Genomic DNA, 19,494 nt, shown 5'->3' with positions numbered 1-19,494 from the left:
AATTTTAACAATTCCGAGGTTATTTTACCGTATTTAGAAGTGGTTTTCAATAGCTTTTTCAACCACTTTTACGCGCTTTTCTCCGAAATGATTCATCAGTCTGCTCAAAACCTGCTGGTTGATCCTTATATTCCTGTTCCTCGGCAGACGCTTGATCGCCCTCTCCTTCGCACAGTAGATCACGACCTCATCATCGCCTTCGGAATCAGCCAGATAACCATAGACAATCTGCTCGTTCTCCAGAAAATCCGCTTTATCCGGGAACTGTATCCACAACTCTCTTTTGGTCTTCTCAAAGGGGATCACTTTCTCACAGATCAGCTTGCTTGCTTTTTCATCTTCCTCGGACACCCTGCCTCTGACAAACACTTTATTGTCTACTTCAAGGTACTCTCTGTTTTTCTCGTAATCCCTCGGAAATACAACTACCTCCACAGTCCCCAGCAGATCTTCAACAGTGACAAACGCCATCATCTGATTTGTCTTTGTATGCTTGACTGTCTTATCCGTGATCATGCCGCCAATAATCTCTCGCGCACCGTCGCGGACTTTAGAGCGTCCGTTCTCCTCGTCCGGCTGAAAATCAAGTGTTGTAGCAGATATAACTTTTCTCCACTTCTCCTCATACTCCTCCAGAGGATGGCCGCTGACGTAGATGCCGAGCACCTCTTTCTCAAATGCCAGCAGATTCTCCTTTGCATATTCCCCCACATCGGGCATACGGATCTGGAATTCACTCTTCTGTTCTTCTCCCACAAGGTCAAACAGGCTCATCTGCCCCGACATAGAGTATTTCTTCTCCTGATTTACGTGGTCTACGATCTGTACATAGATGCTCATGAACTGTTTGCGTGTGCCCCCCAGTGTATCCAGTGCTCCGGCTTTGATCAGATTCTCGATTGCTCTTTTGTTGAGCACTTCTCTGGCAGACATCCGGGTAATAAAGTCTTCCAGCGTCTTAAACGGTCCGAACGCTTTGCGTTCTTCCAGCACTGCCTGCACGACCGGACGGCCGATGTTCTTGATCGCCGCCAGCCCGTAGCGGATATCTCCTCCGTCAACTGAGAAATTTGCCTCGCCGTTATTAATGTCCGGAGGCAGGATCTGTATATTCATCTGACGGCATGCATAAATATACTCCGCTACTTTGGAAGGATTTTCAATGACGGATGTCATAAGCGCTGCCATAAATTCCACCGGATAATAATATTTTAGCCATGCAGTCTGATATGCCACGACCGCATACGCGGCTGCATGAGATTTATTGAAGGCATATTTCGCAAAATCAATCATCTCATCATATATCTTGTTCGCCGTTTTCTCGTCAATACCGTTTTTAATACATCCGGGCACATTTGTATCCGGATCTCCGTACACGAAGATCTGTCGTTCTTTCTGCATCACATCGCCCTTTTTCTTTGACATGGCGCGGCGCAGAAGATCACTCCGTCCCAGAGTATATCCGGCAAGATCCCTCACAATCTGCATAACCTGTTCCTGATATACGATGCATCCATACGTCGGCTCAAGTATCGGCTTCAGCTGCGGGCAGTCATAAGTGATGGACGAAGCGTCATTCTTCCCTTTAATATACTGCGGGATAAAATCCATCGGTCCCGGACGGTACAGCGAAATACCCGCGATAATATCCTCCAGACTGTGAGGCTTAAGCTCTTTCATAAAGCTCTTCATCCCTGCACTCTCAAGCTGAAATATACCGTCTGTCTTTCCTGTTCCGATATAGTCCATCACCTTCTGATCGTCATAATCAATCTTCTCCACATCCAGATCCGGCTGCTTGCGGCGCGCCATATTTACTGCATTCTGGATCACGGTCAATGTGCGCAGCCCGAGGAAATCCATCTTCAGAAGCCCCAGTTCCTCAAGTGTCGTCATCGTGAACTGTGTAGTAATCGTCCCGTCAGCAGCTCTGGAGAGCGGAACATACTCATCCACAGATTTCTGGCTGATCACAACTCCGGCCGCATGCATGGAACTGTGGCGCGGCAGTCCTTCCAGACGCTTGCCCATATCGATCAGCGTCTTCACCTGCTCGTCTGTCTCATAAGTTCGGCGCAGTTCCGGATTCTCTTTCAGAGCCTTATCAATGGTGATATTGAGCTCCTGGGGGATCATCTTTGCAATAGAATCCACGAATGCATACGGCAGATCCATCACGCGCCCTACATCCCGGATGACACCTCTGGCAGCAAGAGTACCGAAAGTCACAATCTGTACCACTCTGTCCTTCCCATACTTTCGCACTACATAGTCGATCACTTCCTGACGCCTTTCAAAGCAGAAATCGACGTCAATATCGGGCATGGACACACGTTCCGGATTAAGGAAACGCTCGAACAGCAGCTGATATCGGATAGGATCTATAGTCGTGATCCCCAGGCAGTAGGACACAATACTGCCGGCAGCCGATCCCCGTCCGGGCCCCACGGCAATTCCATGATCTTTGGCGTATTTAATGAAGTCCCATACAATAAGAAAATAATCCACATACCCCATATTTTTGATGGTATTCAACTCGTAGTCCAGCCGGTTTTTCAGCTCCTGCGACGGCACACCGTACCTCTTCTCCAGTCCTTCCCGGCAGAGCTTCTGGAGATATTCCCATGAAGTGTACCCGTCCGGCACATCATATTTCGGAAGTTTTGTTACTCCGAATTCAATCTCTACCGAGCACCGGTCCGCAATTCTCTGTGTATTGTCAAGCGCCTGCAGCGCATAGGGAAAGAGTTTCTCCATCTCCTCGGGCGATTTCACATAATACTGCCCGCCCTCATACCGCATCCGGTTCTCATCACTTAGTTTTTTTCCGGTCTGAATGCACAGCAGGATATCATGGGGGACCGCATCTTCGGCATACGTATAGTGTACGTCATTTGTAGCAACAAGCTCGATTCCCGTCTCCTCGGACATCTTTAAAAGCTGCTGGTTTACCAGTGCCTGGTCCGGCAGCCCGTGGTCCTGCAGTTCGAGAAAATAATTATCCTCACCGAAAATATCTCTGTACTCCAGAGCTGTCTTCTTTGCCTCGTCATACAGTCCTTTTACAATATAGCGCTGGACTTCCCCCGCAAGGCAGGCGCTCAGCGCAATAATCCCTCCATGATACTGGCGCAGGACTTCTTTATCCACACGCGGACGGTAATAGTATCCCTCCACAAATCCTTTTGATACAATCTTCATAAGATTTGCGTATCCTTCATTGTTCTCCGCGAGCAGCACAAGATGATAGTATCTGTCATCGCCGCCTGTAACTTCTCTGTCAAATCTGGAATTCGGCGCCACATACACTTCACACCCGAGGATAGGCTTGATGCCCTGTGCGCGGGCAGCTCTGTAGAAGTCAATGACACCGTACATAACTCCGTGATCTGTGATCGCGGCGCTGTTCATGCCAAGTTCCTTCACCCGCGCGACATATTCTTTTATCTTATTTGATCCGTCCAGCAGACTGTACTCTGTATGGACATGCAAATGCACAAAACTCATGGTCCACCTCTGATATCATCATCTGGCACACCATTCGTCAAATAACCGGACCATCCGCGCAGCCGGAAAAACAGGCAGGCGATTTGACAACGTCAATGTACAAGTGGGCAATACGCTCTTTGTGCATTGACTCTATAGTTATTTGCGAAACAGTGTACTGGAAAAAAGGGCGGCTCCTTTCCTGCTGGAACCGCCCTCTCCTGTCTTTTTTACTCCTGATACCGGAATATCTTAATTGTTGCCTCCGTCAAGCATAAACTTGATCAGTCTGTCTGTATCTTCTTTCTCATATGCGATAACTTCCAGCTCCGGAATCTCGCCGTTTGAGAAAATATTTGCCATAGATACATACTGGGAAAGTTTTGATTTCAGATTCAGTCTGTCTCCCTCGCCTGTCACAAGCTCAACCTTTCCTTTACACTCGTCAACGACCTTAAAAAATCCTTCTATATCTGTGATGTTCTGAACTTTCATGATATGTTCTCCTTTCTCTCTACATCATGTCTTACAACATTTTGTGTTGTCATATCTAAGAGCCGCCGGCATCTTATGCCGTGCGCACCCCTATTGATTATTATAACCGATTCGGAACGGATTGCAAGATTTTTTCCTGCTTTTCGTCTATCCTGATCTTTCCCTGTTTCATCAGCCTCCCAACCGCTCTCTTGAACGCAGCTTTACTCATCCCGAATTCGTCTCTGATACGCTCCGGATCAGCCTTGTCCGTAAAAGGAAGCACTCCGCCGCTTTTCTCCAGTCTCTCCATAATCTTTTGCGCATCCGCGTCCATCTGCTCCGGTATCCTGCTTCTGACACTCAGATCCAGCTTACCGTCTGCTTTGACCGCCGCTACCCGCGCCTCGATCTGCTGCCCGATATACATTCTTCCGTACACTTCTCTTTTCGGGATCAGTGCGGAAAACTTATTATCTACCGCAACAAATACACCGAAGTCACGGCTGATCTCATAGACGGTTCCATTCACCGTATCGTCCTTTTTATAAGATGAATCTGTCCGCAGGAGCGGGTAGACTTTCATGGTGGCGCAGAGCCTTCCGCTCTTATCAATATAAAGACTGACAAGACATCGGTCGCCTTTCTCCACTTTCGACGTCTGCTCTTTAAATGGAAGGAGCAGATCCTTCTCTAATCCCCAGTCGAGAAACGCCCCAATACGTCCTACATCTACAACCTCAAGTACCGCCAGTTGTCCGAGTGTGATCTTCGGCTCTTTTGTAGTAGCGATCATACGGTCAGATGAATCCTTATACAGAAATACTTCAATAGGATCTCCTGCTTCGATTCCTTCGGGCACCTGCTTCTTCGGAAGCAGGACACGTTCCTCATCGCTGCCTAAATACACTCCGAAATCTACCTTTTTTACGACGGTCAGCACCTGCTTTTCCCCTAATCTCATGATGGTATATTCTCCTTTATATTTGCAAAGCTCTGTCTATTCATATCTTATGCCGGTTTGCTTCAACCAAACGCCGCTATTATAGTCCAGTGACTGCCAGATTGTCAATATATCGTCTGCATCTGATCGGCGGCCGCTTCCGGACTTATAACTGTACAGTCAGCGCCGTTCGCAAGGCCCAACAGTATTTCACAGCTTCTGTACAGATTTTCTCTCGGAAAGCGACACATTAAGCACTATATTTTCAGCCGGTCTGTCCGCCGTATTAATATTCTTCATAAGAAGCTCACATGTCACCAGCGCCTTCTTCTTAATGTCCTGGCGGACCGTTGTAAGCGGAGGCGTGACCAGCTCACTCATGGACAGATCGTCAAATCCTATGACGGACAGATCGCCCGGAATGCGAAGCCCTTTCCTGTATGCCTCCGAATAGACCTGGTACGCGCAGTTGTCCGCTGTAGTGAAGATTCCGGTCACGGGATTTTCCCCGCTGCACAGCCTCACCAGTTCTCCCCCGAGATCTTTCACCCCCAGATTGATAAAGTTCTCCTGCGGCAGGGAGATCCCCGCTTTCCGCAGCACAGAGACAAATCCTCTGAGCCTGTGCATCACTACGCCGTTATCCAGCGCCTCCGGTCCGTAGAAGGCTACATTTCTGTGGCCGTTTTTCAGAAAATACTCTGCTGCCAGTTCTCCTCCTCTGTAATCGTCGATTCCTACGTTCGTGATGCTGCGGACGGAACTGTAACTGTCTGTAAAAATGAGCGGAATGTGATTGTCCTCCTGAAGCTTCCGTATGCTTTCATCGAACATCCCTATAAACACGGCACCCGCAACGTTCCACGACTTCAGGCTGTAAGTGATCTCCGAGTAATCTTTTACATAGTGGAGCATCAGGTCATATCCTTCCTTCTTGATCTGGAGGGCGAGTTCCCCGAGGAAACAGCTTGTATAACTGTCTTCCAGAGGATTTCTCTCCTCATCATACTCCTGCAGCAGTGCGGCGATCAGCCGGGAGGAACGGGACGCAAGTGCCCTCGCCGATGAATTGGGAACATAGCCCATCTCCTGCGCGATTTTCTTTATCCGCTCGGAAGTCTGCTGAGAAACAGTTCCCGTCTTTCCGTTCATCACACGGGACACAGTCATGCTGCTGACTCCGGCTTTTTCCGCAATATCTTTTAATGTAACCATATCGCCATCGTTTCCTTTCCCTTTTCTTTGTCTCGTACTTACTATAAAAGAATCCCCTCTTATAGTTACCGCTAACTAAATTATAATGCAATTTTTGCACATATTCAATATTTTTCAAAATTAATATTGACATTTTTGCTTGACAATTCTATAATTTTATCAAAAGTTAGCGCTAACGTAACAATAAAACTTTATCAGGAGGTGCGATATGAAACGATTTTTTTCATTCTGTCTTGCCCTCGTACTCGTCTTATCCCTCGCCGGATGCAGCGGCGGCGGAAACGGAAGTGGGACTTCACAGGGCGTACAGGACACACAGGCGGACAAAGGTCTGGAGATCATGGGAGACAATGTCACTTACGACCCAAACCATCTAGTCAACGACGGCGCCCCCATCACTATCGACTGGTGGGTCTGGGCGACAGAGGATATGTTCCGCAGTATCGCTGAAGCTTATCAGGAGATTCATCCCAATGTGACTATCAACGTCATCAACAACCCGTGGGACGGATTCTTTACCAAACTTCCCCTTGCCCTTCAGAGGGACGAGGAAGGACCGACACTCTTCAATATACATAACAGCTATGAGCATCTGCTCCTCAACTATATAGAGCCTTATGATATCAGCACAGATGATCTCATCGCAGATTATCCTTCCGCTTCGACCCATCTCATGGACGGGAACATCTACTATATGGATTACGGCCTGTCTACCGGAATGTTTTACTATAACAAAGACCTCTGGGCGGAAGCCGGACTGACGGACGACGATATCCCGAAGACCTGGGACGAATTTATCGAAGTGGCCCAGAAGCTTACAAAATTCGATGAAAATGGAAATATGATCCAGGCAGGATATAACTATAATAATTACTTCAACTCTACTGTTATCGGCCTGAACTACCAGTTCGGAGACAACCTGTTCTCCGCAGACGGAAAAGAGTCTCTTGTAGACGGCGACGGCATGAAGGATGCAGCCTCCTTCCTGATCGATCTCTATGAGAAATACCACGTAGGAGACAAGGATTTCGGTACCAACTACGACCAGAGCTTCTACCAGGGCCAGAGTGCAATGGTATTTGCCTGGGGCTTCTTCGTAGGGAACCTCGCCACAAACGCTCCTGACATCAACTACGGCACCTTCGAGATCCCGACTCAGGACGGAAAGACGCCTTACGCTTACTACCGTTATAATGGCGAGTCCACTCCGGGCATCAACAAGAACGCGACCGATGCGCAGAAGGAAGTCGCGCAGGATTTCATCCGCTTCTTCCTCGCCAGCGATGACGTACAGATCAAGCTCAGCCAGGACGGCGGCCTGATTCCTGCCAAGTCCTCACTCATGGAGGCGCCTGAACTCAAAGACACCCCGATCGTCAAGACTGTCGGTCCGCATATCGACCGCTACATCTGGCCGGGAGCAATGCCTTCCACAGTTGAAAACAACCTGAAGATCGCCGGGGAAGATATCCTCTATAACGGCAAAGACGCGGACGACGCTCTTAAGACCGCCGCGGATACGATCGACATCGACCTTGCAAACGCGGACTTCACTTCGAGTGAGAGTCTCTACGCCTATTATGAAGAATAAGGGAGGGGAAATTTATGTTTAAAAGAAGACCGCTTCAAAGTAAAAGCGAAATCTGGATGCGGAATATCGCGATGGGATTCCTCATTATCTACATGACGATCTTCCTGATCATTCCTGTGGTCATCGTCATCGCGGGAAGCTTCCATCAGTGGAATCCCCTGAACCAGACTTATAACTGGATCGGGCTGGACAACTATATCCGTATGTTCTCCTATCCGACATTCTGGCAGTCCATGGCAAATACCGTGATCTTCTGCGTGGTCGTCGTCTTCTTCCGTGTTCTTCTCGGACTGGCGATCGCCTACGCGCTGAACTCAAAACTGATGAAGCACAAGACACTGTTCCGGACAATCTTTTACATGCCGACCGTAACTCCGCTTGTTGCCGTTGCATATGTGTGGAAGATCATGTACAATCCGCAGTTCGGACTCATCGACAATATCTTCGGGCTGGATATCAACTGGCTGTTTGACAGCAGTTTCGCTCTGCCCGCCCTGATGGTGATGACGATCTGGAAGGACTTCGGATACGCAGTGATCCTCTTCCTGTCCGGTCTGCTTTCCCTGCCGTCCGACTGCTATGAGTCAGCGAGCATCGACGGGGCAAATGCATGGCAGACTTTCCGCTATATCACACTGCCTCTGCTCAAACCGACCATGCTGTTCGTCGTAGTCACCTCGATCATCTCCTACCTGCAGGCATATGTACCGGTACTGGTCATGACTACAGGAGGACCGGGAACTTCGACCTACTTAAGCTCATACCTCGTCTACGATCAGGCGTTCAAGCAGTATAACTTCGGGTTCGCATCAGCCATTTCTCTGTTTATCCTGGTGCTGACCGCATTATTCACCGTGATCTCGTTCAAGGTCACCGGAGCAAATGAAAGTTAAGGAGGTCAGGATATGAAACACAAGGTATTGAAAACAGCTTTATACGTCGTGCTCGCCCTGGTCGGAGTCATCACGGTCTTCCCGTTCGTATGGATGGTGCTCTCCTCCTTTAAGACAAACGGCGAGATCCAGTCCATCGTTCAGACGCTGCTCCCGCAGGAGCCGACCGTCGACAACTATATGAACCTTCAGCAGACTTTTGATTTTCTGCGTTACTTTATGAACAGTATTTTCATCGCCGTTGCAGTCACCGTGCTCGTGATCTATACGAGCTGCCTGTGCGGCTACGTACTCGGCAAATATCAGTTTAAGGGCAAGAACATCATCTTTGGTTTCGTCATGATGACGATGATGGTGCCATGGTCAGTTACGATCATCCCGAGATACACAATGTTCATGGAGGCCGGTCTTCAGGATACTTACATATCCCTGATCCTGCCTGTGATGGTCAGCGGATTCGGTATCTTCATGATGAAACAGAACATGGAGAGCATTCCCGACGAACTGATCGAAGCTGCCCGCATGGACGGCTCCAATGAGTTCCAGACATTTCACAAGCTGGTGCTCCCCCTGTGTAAAAACGGGATATCCGCTATCGCGATCTTCCAGTTCCTCTGGGTATGGGAAGATTACCTCTGGCCATATTTGATGATCGACAGCGAAGGGAAACAGCTCCTTGCCGTAGGTCTTACCCTCTTTAACGGAAGGTATTCCACAGATTACGGCGGACTGTTCGCAGCAACTACGATCTCGATCCTCCCGGTCATCATCGTATACGTGATATTCCAGAAACGCTTCGTGGCAGGCGTTGCCGCCGGAGCGGTCAAGGGTTAATATAGATATGGCAGTTTTTCTGCCGCCTGCCGCGCACTGGCTCCTGTCAGCGCGCGGCAGACCAGTTGAAAGGAGATTCGAATATGAGACCAGAACTGATCGCAGAAACTCATCCTGAGACTGCACTTGAAAATATCATTAAAGGAGACTGCTGGCGGATATCTGTCCTTACAGAAGGGCTTCTCCGTCTTGAATATGACCCGGACGGGATTTTTGAAGACAGGGCAACCCAGTCCGTGTGGAACCGCAATTTCCCCAAAAGCACCTTCCGCGTGATCGATGGGGATGATTCTCTTGAGATCATCACGCCAAAGGCGCATCTGATCTATGACCGGAAGCCGTTCTCCGCCAACGGGCTCTCCATACAGGCCATCGGCAACTACAGCGCTTATCACAGCATCTGGCATTACGGCGAAGATTTCAAAGATCTGGGGGGAACCGCCCGTACCCTGGATGAAGCGGACGGCGCTATTTCTCTGGATCACGGAATCGTGAGCCGTGACGGCTTCTCTGTAATGGACGACAGCCGCTCTCTGGCTATCCGGGAAGACGGATGGGTTGAGCCCCGGCGCAAAGGATGCATCGACATCTATTTCTGGGCTTACGGGCATGACTATCTGCAGGCGCTCAGAGACTTTGCCCGCCTGTGCGGAAAGAGTCCCATGGTTCCGCGCTACGCACTCGGAAACTGGTGGAGCCGTTACTATAAATATACAGAAAAAACTTATAAGGAACTGATGGAACGCTTTGAAAATGAGAGCCTTCCTTTCTCTGTAGCTGTTATCGATATGGACTGGCATCTGGTAGACATCGACCCCAAATACGGAAGCGGCTGGACAGGCTATACATGGAACAGGGAATTCTTCCCCGATCCGGAAGGTTTTATGAGATGGCTTCACGACCGGAACCTGCATATCACATTGAACATCCATCCTGCCGACGGCATCCGGGCTTTTGAAGAGATGTACCCTGAGATGGCTCAGGCTATGGGGATCGATCCGGACACGGAGCAGCCCGTTGTATTTGACATTTCAAATCCGGATTTTCTCGATGCGTGCTTCCGCCACATCTTCCACCCTGCCGAAGAAAAAGGCGTAGACTTCTGGTGGATCGACTGGCAGTCCGGAGGCGTCAGCAAGATTGAAGGGCTCGATCCTCTGTGGATGCTGAACCACTATCACTATCTGGACAACGCAAGAGACGGGAAGCGTCCTATGACATTCTCCAGATATGCAGGCCCCGGGAGCCACCGCTATCCCGTAGGATTTTCGGGCGATACTATTATCACCTGGGATTCGCTTGCGTTCCAGCCATATTTTACATCCACTGCGTCAAATATCGGCTACGGAATGTGGAGTCATGACATCGGCGGTCATATGAGGGGGTTCAAAGATGATGAAATGGCCGGCAGATGGCTGCAGTTCGGTGTATTCTCGCCAATCATGCGCCTGCACTCCAGCAACAGCGAATTCAACGGAAAAGAACCGTGGCGCTACAGACCGGAGATCTGCTCAATGATGGAAGAGTTCTTGAGACTCCGTCATCGTCTTCTCCCTTATCTGTATACAATGAACCACCGCGCATACGAAGAGGATATACCGCTGATGCTGCCGATGTATTACAACTGGCCGGAAGAAGAAAACGCTTATCAGTTCCCCAACGAGTATCTCTTTGGAAGCGAACTGGTCGCGGCGCCAGTCACCTCGCCGTGTATTCCGAAACTGAATATGGCAAAAGTGAAAGTATGGCTTCCGGACGGAATCTGTTACGACATATTCACCGGAAGGAAATACAGAGGAGGACGTATCCTGGCCATGTACCGGGATATCAATTCCATTCCTGTTCTCGCAAAAGCCGGAGCTGTCATACCTATGACCGATGAAATAAAGGATGCAGGAAGCAATCCGCAGGAACTGCGCATCCATGTTTACGCAGGCGCTGACGGCAGCTTTACCCTCTATGAAGACGACAATATTTCAGAAGACTATAAATCCGGCAAATGTGTTACAACAGACATGAAATTCCACTGGGATGACAATGCCGAATTTATCATAGAAGGAGCTCGCGGAGAAACAGAACTAATTCCCGAGAAACGTACATATATCGTTCAGCTGCACGGTGTAAAGGACTGCACGGATCATACCTCCGTATATGCCGGCGGTTCCTGTCTGTCGGAAGCATCCGGCTGCAGTATCACTTATGATGAAAAGACATGCGTCCTCACCTGCACACTGAAGGACGTTCCCGTCTGCACGCAGATCCGCCTCCTCGCAGAACACGCAGAAACAGCGGAGAATGATATTGTAAAAGAATGTTTTGACTTCCTGAATCAGGCAGAAATTTCATTCGTCCTCAAAGATACGCTCTATAGCATGATCCAAAGATCAGACGACAGAACGATCCTGCTCTCCCAGCTCCAGACCATGGATCTGGATGCAGATCTTCTCGGCGTCCTGACTGAGATCATCAGTGCATAAAATAACAGGGCGACAGGGATATTTCCGTGATCTTTTCAGATCAGGAAAATAATCCGTGCCGCCCTGTTATTTTATCGCTGTTGTTTCTTCTTATTATCTGCGCAGTTTTTCCTCATCGTCAGTGCTGCTGTATATACACTCTATCATATCCCGCACTTCACCTGCCGCCTTCGGCGCTGCCCCCAATATCGAACACGGCTGATCCAGCGTGATCTTACTCCCGTCAATCTGCGTGATCACTCCTCCCGCTTCTTCTATAATAATGGACGCCGCTGCATAATCATAAGGATTCAGCTTCATCTCCAGATATACAACACTTGCTCCGGCTGCCACACGGCACAGGTCAAGCGCCGCCGAACCTCCGCACCTCACTGCAAGACTGCGGTTAAACATCTCCTGTACCACACGGAACAAAAGATCAGTATTGGGATCATTATACCTTGCGCATCCGAAAGACGCGATTCCGTCTTCAAGAGTGCTGTCCGGCATATGGATCCTGTTCCCGTTCAGATACGCCCCTTCTCCCCTGACCGCTGTAAACATCTCGTCCACATACGGATTATATACAAATCCCGCGATCATTTTCCTTGCATATGCAAGCCCGACGGAAACACAGCTGTAATTATACCGGAACATAAAATTCGTCGTACCGTCGATCGGATCGATCAGGAAGCACAGACCATCGAGTTCTTTCTCCCGGGTATTTCCTTCTGTCTCCTCCTCGCCGAAAAATGCCGCCTCCGGAACTATGCCATGCAGCTCATCTATCAGGAACTTCTGGATCGCCACATCATAAGAAGTAACAAAATTCGCATCCCCTTCCTTGTGCTGTACAGAATCTGACGAAAGATACGCCTCCTTTATCATCCTGCCCGCGCGGCGCACAATCTCTTCGACTGCCTTATAGTCAATTTTAATATTTATTTCCATCTCTCTAGATTTCCTTTCCACGCAGAAGCAGCTCTGCCGCCTGTTCATCCGTTCTGTCCGGATCTTCCCGAAGCAGGGCAGTAACCTTTTCCACGTAATTATTTTCTAATTCCAGCTCCTCAGCTATCTCCTTGATATCCTTATTTTTTTCCAGTTTTCGATGCAGATGTTTCAAACGATCATCACAGTCTTCCGGAAGATTCTCTTCATCACATGTCGAACAAGCTCATCTGCTGCCATTCCTGTTCTTTCTTCTTTTTCTCTTCATTTTCGCGAACAGATACATCCTCGGGGATGACACCGGTAAATTCAGACTCCTCCCCGGAAGTTGTCAGGATCAGCTCTTCCTCCGCTCTTGTCATCCCTACATAGAACAAACGGCGCTCTTCCTCTTTATCTGACGGATGTTTCTCATTCTCCAGCGGGATCGAACCTTTCTCCACTCCGTAGATAAATGCCACGGGGAATTCAAGTCCTTTCGAGCCGTGCAGAGTCATGACAGTAACCGCGTCGGAAGCGTATTTCTTACTGCCGCATCGTTTCAGGTCACTCTCCACTCCCAGCTCAAGTGCATACAGAAATTCCGTCATTGTCTTGTAGAAGACTGACGCCTGCAGAAGTTTCTGCATCGCAGGATCACCTGTCAGCTCCATCTCCTCCATCCACTGTTCAAGGAATTTCTGAGGTTTTTTCTTTTTATAGAGCGGGCGGTACCTGATCAGAGTATTTCTGATCACTTCCTCAGCCATATCGCTCCACTCCAGTTTCCAGAAATATCTGGCACATATCTCCATCCCGGAAATATCGCCGGTCATATCCGAAACTTCGCGCTGCTGTGTGTTTTCTGATTCTTCATGCGGCGAATCCGGCAGAGGCTCTGATTTCTCTGTCTGCTCTATGAGGCGAAAGAAACAGATACTGTTCTGTACAGATTCTTCATTCAGATAATCCTCCCTGCCGGCGATCACGTACGGGATGCTCTCTGTGCGAAGACATTTTTCCACCAGTTCGGCCTGATGGTGTGTACGACAGAGGACCGCCATTTCATCAAAACTGCGTGCTTTCTTATCCGGATGTTCCCATGCAGTCTGATGCGCCTCGATCATCCCCATACCGCCCGCCATCCGGTTGATCTCCTTTGCGATAAATATTGCCTCGCCCATGGGGCTTCCGGCACGGACGATCCTGACAGGCACGCTGTCAGGACAGTTTGGATGAAGCATTTCTCTTTCTTCCTTTTCCACTGATTCTGCCTCTCTGATGACTGCCGATGCTGCCTTCAGGATCTGAGGCGCGGAACGATAATTTTCTTTCAGGTTTACGACCTCAAGATCTTCGTATTCTCTTCCGAGGCGCTCGAAACAGGCGCTGTCCGCTCCGCGGAAGCCGTAGATTGACTGATCCGGATCGCCGATCACAAACAGCTCTCTTCCCGCCTGACTCCACAGCTTCACCAGCATAAGCTGCACAGGATTAATATCCTGGAATTCATCGACAAGAAGATACCGGAACTTCTTCTCCCATCCGTCATTTACCTGTCCGTTCTCTATCCGCTCCGTCACACGCACCAGAAGATCATCGAAGTCCAGCAGATGCAGTTCCTGCTTCCGTTCTTCATAAAGCTGGTACGCCTGCTGCCATACCGGGTCTCCAGAAATATCCGCGCCGAAAGCATCGCCTGCAAGCGCTCTGTCCATACCGGATTTTCTGCGTGATACCTGCTCCAGGAATTTAGCTGGTCTGACATTCAGCCCCTCCTGCAAGATGACCTCTTCTGCCATAAGCCGCTGCTGTGCCTCGCCCATCAGGGTGAATTCTTCTCCCTGCTCTTTCAGGAAGTTCAGACATATGCTGTGGAACGTGCCGATCTGCATCGTACGGCCCGCCTGTTTTTTTCCGGTCTCCCGCTCAATTCTGGTTCGCATCTCGGCAGCCGCCTGATTGGTAAATGTGACCGCTGTAATTTCTGCGGGCCGCACTTTACGGTATTCCAGAAGATAACGAAGACGGGATACAAGCGTCTTCGTCTTTCCGGTTCCCGGGCCTGCTTTTACCGCAATATGAGGCGAAGTACAGCGAACGGCATACTCCTGCTCCGGGTTCAGAGCAGTTGCCTTATTCCGGTGTTGATCTTGCTGTTTCTCCTGTCGTTTCTTCTGATCTTCTTTCTGCTCCGCCGCTGATTCCACATGCTTCTTTTCCGCTTTCCTTGTCTCTTTGCCTGCTTTCTCTGCCTTTTCTTTTTTGCTTTCCTGCGTTCTGAGAAGCTCGAAGAAACTCATTTGGCCCTCTGTATTATTCAGCTCTTCTGAGCTGAATAATTTGATCACACCATACTCCCCGTCAAAGCCCGGGAGCCGCTCTACCTGCCCGCGGCGCAGGCGCTCAATTCCCTCCGCTACGCGGGTGCCGGACACCCTGCGGATATATTCCAGCGGCAGATTCCTCAGGATCTCAAATTCCGATCCCAGCTCCAAGAGCATTTTCTGATATTCTCTCTGCACCTTCACACTGGCCGCCGAATGTCCTGCAGAAGCCCCGATGACTTCCGGCAGCGGAACCAGGCTCTCAAACGGCTTTGCGTTTTCCCTGATATATCCTTCTGCCCGGTCTGAAAGCTCCTCTACACGATGGGACACTCCGATTGTGATCTTCCTGCCGCACACCGGGCAGATACCGTTATATTTCAGTGTGTCAGAAGGCGTCAGACAGAGATTGCATTTACGGTGCCCGTCCATGTGATATTTTCCTTCCTCCGGAAAGAACTCGATCGTGCCGCTTAATCCCTCTCCCGTCTGAATAGCACGGGAAAGCCCCTCATAGGACAGTGGAATATCAAACAGATTAGCCTCTCTGCCAAGTTTAGCCGGAGAGTGGGCGTCTGAATTAGAGATCAGCTGATACCGGTCCAGTGCCGAGACACGCCAGTTCATCGGCGGGTCAGATGAGAGCCCCGTCTCCATGGCATGAATGTACGGTGTCAAATCCTCAAAACACTCTTCCACTGTATCAAATCCAGAGAATGCCCCGAACAGAGAAAAATGCGGCGTCCAGATATGCGCAGGTACATAGACTGCCTGCGGACAGAGCTCCAAAATGATCTCTAGAAGATCATGACAGTCCAGACCGAGGATCGGCCGGCCATCAGAATGGATATTTCCGATCTGTTCCAGCTTCGCCGAAATCCTCTGCGCATCCTCGAGACCAGGCAGAAGGATCAGGCTGTGTACTTTACGAACTTTTCCGTTCTTTTTATAGATAGAACTGATCTCACCTGTTATGACAAAGCGGGGAATAACTTCTCCCGGAACACTCTCATCCTTGATCCGGTATTCGTCTTTCAGTACATAAAGCCCGTCCTCCGCCGGCTCCAGCTTCTCCTCCAGCTCTTCCCGCCATGCCGGATGAGTGAAATCACCGGTTCCTACAATATGTATTCCTTTCTTCCTCGCCCACAGATCCAGGTGCTCAGGTGTGCACTCTTTGCTCGTCGCCCGGGAATATCTGGAATGAATATGCAAATCTCCTATGTACATAATGATACCTCTTTCGCTTAACTGTAAATCAACTGTTCGACACATCAGAACATTTACTTCAATCATACACCTGCGAAAATCCAGAAGCAACCTTGAAGAATTGACACGACAAAGTTATAATGAAACAAATTCTGATAACAGCCGGACTATTGTATTTTAAAAAGGAGACATACTTTCTCATTGAAAATATGCCTCCTTTTGTTATGATCTCCTGCACAATAATACTATTCTGTACTATCTGTCTCTCACTGCAATGCTACACGATTTCCTTTACACCGCTGATATTATCAATTCTGAAAATCTTCAACACTTTTTTCTTCTTGATCGTACATTCCATCTCCAGCCACTCATCATCCACATCTGTCAGGATTCCTTTCACGCTATACATGATATCGATATTTACCAGTGGATCTTTCACCACGATCTCGCAGTTTTTCCCCACGTATTCCGGGAGAAGTTTTCCCCACGGCATCTGTTTTTTGTCTGTTTTTTTCTCTTTCTTATATTCGCAGATGATATAGATCAGCATTCCTATAATAACAATCAGTAGAAATATCACCATACTGCCGTCACCTCCGTCCTCAGTCCGGTGATCAGAGAGAGATCAACCAACTTTACCACTGTCTCTTTTTGGAAAATAGTTCCCTCTTTCCTTCGCTCATACTCGATCTTGATCCATTCCTCATTTACATCGAGAATCCGCACTTCCAAAGCGCCCGAAAGATCACTTGCAGCTTCATCAACCAGCATCAGATCCCAGTCCCTGCAGTCCAGGCAGCATCTTTTCCCGATAAGTTTTTTCAGGACATGTAAATCTTTTTCTTTCTTTTCTCCCACTGTGATTTCCACATCATTTTTCACCAGATCATCCAGGCTCACTTTATAGATCCTGGCAAGTTCAGATGCTTTGTCCAGAGACGGCGCCCCCTGACCACACTCCCAGTTTGATATAGTCTGTCTCGTAACAGACAGCATATCCGCGATTTCCTGCTGACTGTAACCGTACTTCTTCCTGAGTGTTACAAGCTTCTCTCCCAGCATACTCCCCGCTCCTCTCTTCTGTCTTTTTGTCTTACACAGAATATCAGAAAGACTCTTGGATTGCCAGCAAATCTGTTTGGAATCTGTGCAAATTTCTTTGGCACACTATGAAACATGTATGGATTTCTTTCATAAAGTATCAGAAAGAGTATTCGGAGTTCAGCATGAACAATTATTACCCGTTTATCAACACGCCTCTTCCATATGCTTACAACGCTCTCGAGCCTTATATTGATGAGAAGACAATGCACCTTCACCACGACCGGCATCTTCAGACATACATCGACAATCTTAACCATTTTCTCGAAGAAAATCCTGCACTGCAGAAATACTCTCTGGAAGAACTGCTCGCCTCATGGTGCAGGCTTCCCTGCCATCTGCAGGCGCCGCTTCGCAACAATGCAGGCGGAGTATACAACCATCGCTTTTATTTTGACAGTATGAGACCTCACCGGCGTGAAAATTTCTTTCAATCAAACGATTCCCGCCGGATAACTGACGACTGCGAACCAAAAGTAAGATCCGACCCTTCAGCCAGGCTCTTCCGCGAGATGGCACGCCAGTTCGGAAGTCCCGAAAATTTCAGAACCCAGTTCAAAGAGGCCGCTCTGTCGGTCTTCGGTTCCGGCTATGCATGGCTCGTCTCCGACAGCGGCAGGCTTAAAATCGTAACCTCATCCAACCAGAACACGCCGATGCTGCATTCACGCACACTCCTCCTGAACATCGATGTCTGGGAACACGCGTATTATCTGAAGCACTATAACCTGCGTGCTGTATATATCGACGACTGGTTCCGGGTAGTAAACTGGGAGAAGGCCGGGGAAAGATTTGGCAGATAAAGATAAGAGCGGGCGCCCTTTCCGCCCGCCGAAAATCCATAAAATTATGCAGAGGCAGGTTTCGTTCTGTCATTAATGATAAATGTTGGCGTAACGTCAAGGTCAAGTACAAAATAAAGAGACCCCTGCCCGGCGGGGCAGCGAGCTGAATAAGCTGTGTTTTTATCCCCGGTCAAATACCGTACCAGGAATCGGGAGATATTACATCTTTTTTCGCTGCTCTTCCCGATCTTTTACAGCGATACGCTGTCTATCTTGGCCAGCTCCTCTTTACTGAACTCCAGATTCTGTATCGCCCTGATATCATCCAGCACCTGTTCCGGCCTGGACACACCGACGAGTACACTCGTCACGATCCCGTCACGGAGCACCCAGCTCAGCGCCATCTCTGCAAGTGTCTGTCCTCTTCCTGCCGCTATCCCGTTCAGATTCCTGATCTGCTGCAGACGTTCTTCCGTGAGCGCATCCTTCGTAAGGAATCTTCCGTCCGTCATAATCCGGCTGTCCTCCGGAATCCCGTTCAGATACCGGTTCGTCAGCAGTCCCTGTGCAAGAGGGCTGAACGCGATGATGCCTTTTCCCAGTTCCGCCGCTGTATCTTTGAGTCCATTGTTCTCGATGGTACGGTCAAAAATAGAATAACGGTTCTGGTTGATGATGAACGGGCAACGCAGTTCGTCAAGGATTGCCGAAGCCTTCTTCAGTGTCTCGCCGTCATAGTTCGAAAGACCCACATAGAGGGCTTTCCCAGATGAGACTGCCTGCGCGAGCGCTCCCATTGTCTCCTCGAGCGGCGTCTCCGGATCCATTCTGTGATGATAGAAGATATCCACATACTCAAGTCCCATCCTCTGCAGACTCTGGTCAAGGCTCGCCAGAAGATATTTCCTGCTTCCCCAGTTTCCGTACGGCCCGGGCCACATATCATATCCGGCTTTCGTGCTGATGATCAGCTCATCACGGTACTGACCGAGATCTTCCTTTAATATTCTTCCGAAATTTTTCTCCGCGCTTCCCGGCTCCGGCCCGTAATTATTTGCAAGGTCAAAATGTGTGATCCCATTGTCAAACGCCGTAAAGCAGATCTGCCTCATCGTCTCAAACGGAGCAGTGTCTCCGAAATTATGCCATAGTCCCAGCGATACCGCCGGAAGCTTCAGCCCGCTCTTCCCGCAGCGGTTGTATAACATGTTCTCGTATCTTTTTTCTGATGCATTGTACATAAACTTTCC

The 19,494-nt window shown here is 49.1% G+C and carries 15 protein-coding genes; 5 read left to right on the top strand and 10 right to left on the bottom strand.

Features of this window, described 5'->3' with window-relative positions:
* Positions 1-33 precede the first annotated feature (33 nt).
* The 4 genes from FNY66_RS03540 to FNY66_RS03525 form a co-directional block, all read right to left on the bottom strand.
* Positions 34-3,507, bottom strand: a complete 3,474-nt coding sequence (locus tag FNY66_RS03540) for a DNA polymerase III subunit alpha (RefSeq protein ID WP_150310317.1) — start codon at positions 3,505-3,507, stop codon at positions 34-36.
* Positions 3,508-3,738: 231 nt separating this feature from the next.
* A complete protein-coding gene (locus tag FNY66_RS03535) occupies positions 3,739-3,981 on the bottom strand; it encodes a polya polymerase (RefSeq protein ID WP_150310316.1) in 243 nt (80 codons plus the stop codon).
* A gap of 100 nt (positions 3,982-4,081) precedes the next feature.
* Complete coding sequence (locus tag FNY66_RS03530) at positions 4,082-4,924, bottom strand: CvfB family protein (protein ID WP_087151220.1); 843 nt, start codon at positions 4,922-4,924, stop codon at positions 4,082-4,084.
* Positions 4,925-5,113: 189 nt separating this feature from the next.
* Positions 5,114-6,118: a LacI family DNA-binding transcriptional regulator gene (locus FNY66_RS03525; RefSeq protein WP_150310315.1), complete on the bottom strand. Its 1,005-nt coding sequence runs from the start codon at positions 6,116-6,118 to the stop codon at positions 5,114-5,116.
* 208 nt (positions 6,119-6,326) lie between these two features.
* Between FNY66_RS03525 and FNY66_RS03520 the strand changes: the two genes are divergently transcribed.
* The 4 genes from FNY66_RS03520 to FNY66_RS03505 all read left to right on the top strand — a co-directional run bounded on the left by FNY66_RS03520 (position 6,327) and on the right by FNY66_RS03505 (position 11,913).
* The gene (locus FNY66_RS03520; protein ID WP_087151222.1) at positions 6,327-7,709 is read left to right on the top strand and encodes an extracellular solute-binding protein; all 1,383 of its coding nucleotides are present in this window, start codon (positions 6,327-6,329) and stop codon (positions 7,707-7,709) included.
* Between the two features lie 14 nt (positions 7,710-7,723).
* A complete protein-coding gene (locus tag FNY66_RS03515; protein WP_087151223.1) occupies positions 7,724-8,602 on the top strand; it encodes a carbohydrate ABC transporter permease in 879 nt (292 codons plus the stop codon).
* Positions 8,603-8,614: 12 nt separating this feature from the next.
* Complete coding sequence (locus FNY66_RS03510) at positions 8,615-9,436, top strand: carbohydrate ABC transporter permease (protein WP_087151224.1); 822 nt, start codon at positions 8,615-8,617, stop codon at positions 9,434-9,436.
* Between the two features lie 83 nt (positions 9,437-9,519).
* Positions 9,520-11,913 (top strand): glycoside hydrolase family 31 protein, encoded by a 2,394-nt coding sequence (locus FNY66_RS03505; protein WP_150310314.1) that lies wholly within the window; start codon positions 9,520-9,522, stop codon positions 11,911-11,913.
* 93 nt (positions 11,914-12,006) lie between these two features.
* Here FNY66_RS03505 and FNY66_RS03500 read toward each other — a convergent pair whose 3' ends face one another.
* The 5 genes from FNY66_RS03500 to FNY66_RS03485 form a co-directional block, all read right to left on the bottom strand.
* The gene (locus FNY66_RS03500) at positions 12,007-12,843 is read right to left on the bottom strand and encodes an inositol monophosphatase family protein (protein ID WP_229409440.1); all 837 of its coding nucleotides are present in this window, start codon (positions 12,841-12,843) and stop codon (positions 12,007-12,009) included.
* Positions 12,844-12,847: 4 nt separating this feature from the next.
* Positions 12,848-13,018 carry a hypothetical protein gene (locus FNY66_RS15425; protein ID WP_190324765.1) on the bottom strand — a complete coding sequence of 57 codons (171 nt, stop codon included), beginning with the start codon at positions 13,016-13,018 and terminating at the stop codon, positions 12,848-12,850.
* A 34-nt stretch (positions 13,019-13,052) separates the two neighbouring features.
* A complete protein-coding gene (locus FNY66_RS03495) occupies positions 13,053-16,379 on the bottom strand; it encodes a UvrD-helicase domain-containing protein (RefSeq protein WP_150310313.1) in 3,327 nt (1,108 codons plus the stop codon).
* A gap of 256 nt (positions 16,380-16,635) precedes the next feature.
* On the bottom strand, positions 16,636-16,941 hold the full coding sequence (locus FNY66_RS03490; RefSeq protein ID WP_150310312.1) for a transposase: 306 nt from the start codon (positions 16,939-16,941) through the stop codon (positions 16,636-16,638).
* Complete coding sequence (locus FNY66_RS03485) at positions 16,935-17,420, bottom strand: helix-turn-helix transcriptional regulator (protein WP_087151228.1); 486 nt, start codon at positions 17,418-17,420, stop codon at positions 16,935-16,937. Before FNY66_RS03485 ends, FNY66_RS03490 begins: the two co-directional genes overlap by 7 nt.
* A gap of 164 nt (positions 17,421-17,584) precedes the next feature.
* On the opposite strand from FNY66_RS03485, the gene FNY66_RS03480 reads away from it, so the two are divergent.
* Positions 17,585-18,262, top strand: a complete 678-nt coding sequence (locus FNY66_RS03480; RefSeq protein ID WP_150310311.1) for a superoxide dismutase — start codon at positions 17,585-17,587, stop codon at positions 18,260-18,262.
* Between the two features lie 233 nt (positions 18,263-18,495).
* Here the strand turns inward: FNY66_RS03480 and mgrA are convergent, their stop codons facing one another.
* Positions 18,496-19,485 carry an L-glyceraldehyde 3-phosphate reductase gene (gene mgrA, locus FNY66_RS03475; protein WP_150310310.1) on the bottom strand — a complete coding sequence of 330 codons (990 nt, stop codon included), beginning with the start codon at positions 19,483-19,485 and terminating at the stop codon, positions 18,496-18,498.
* Positions 19,486-19,494: the final 9 nt, after the last annotated feature.

This window comes from Mediterraneibacter catenae (genome assembly GCF_008691045.1).
Taxonomy (GTDB): Bacteria; Bacillota; Clostridia; order Lachnospirales; family Lachnospiraceae; genus Mediterraneibacter; species Mediterraneibacter ornithocaccae.
Note: the sequence above shows the minus strand (reverse complement) of the source record. Positions and strands in the feature narration are given on the sequence as shown.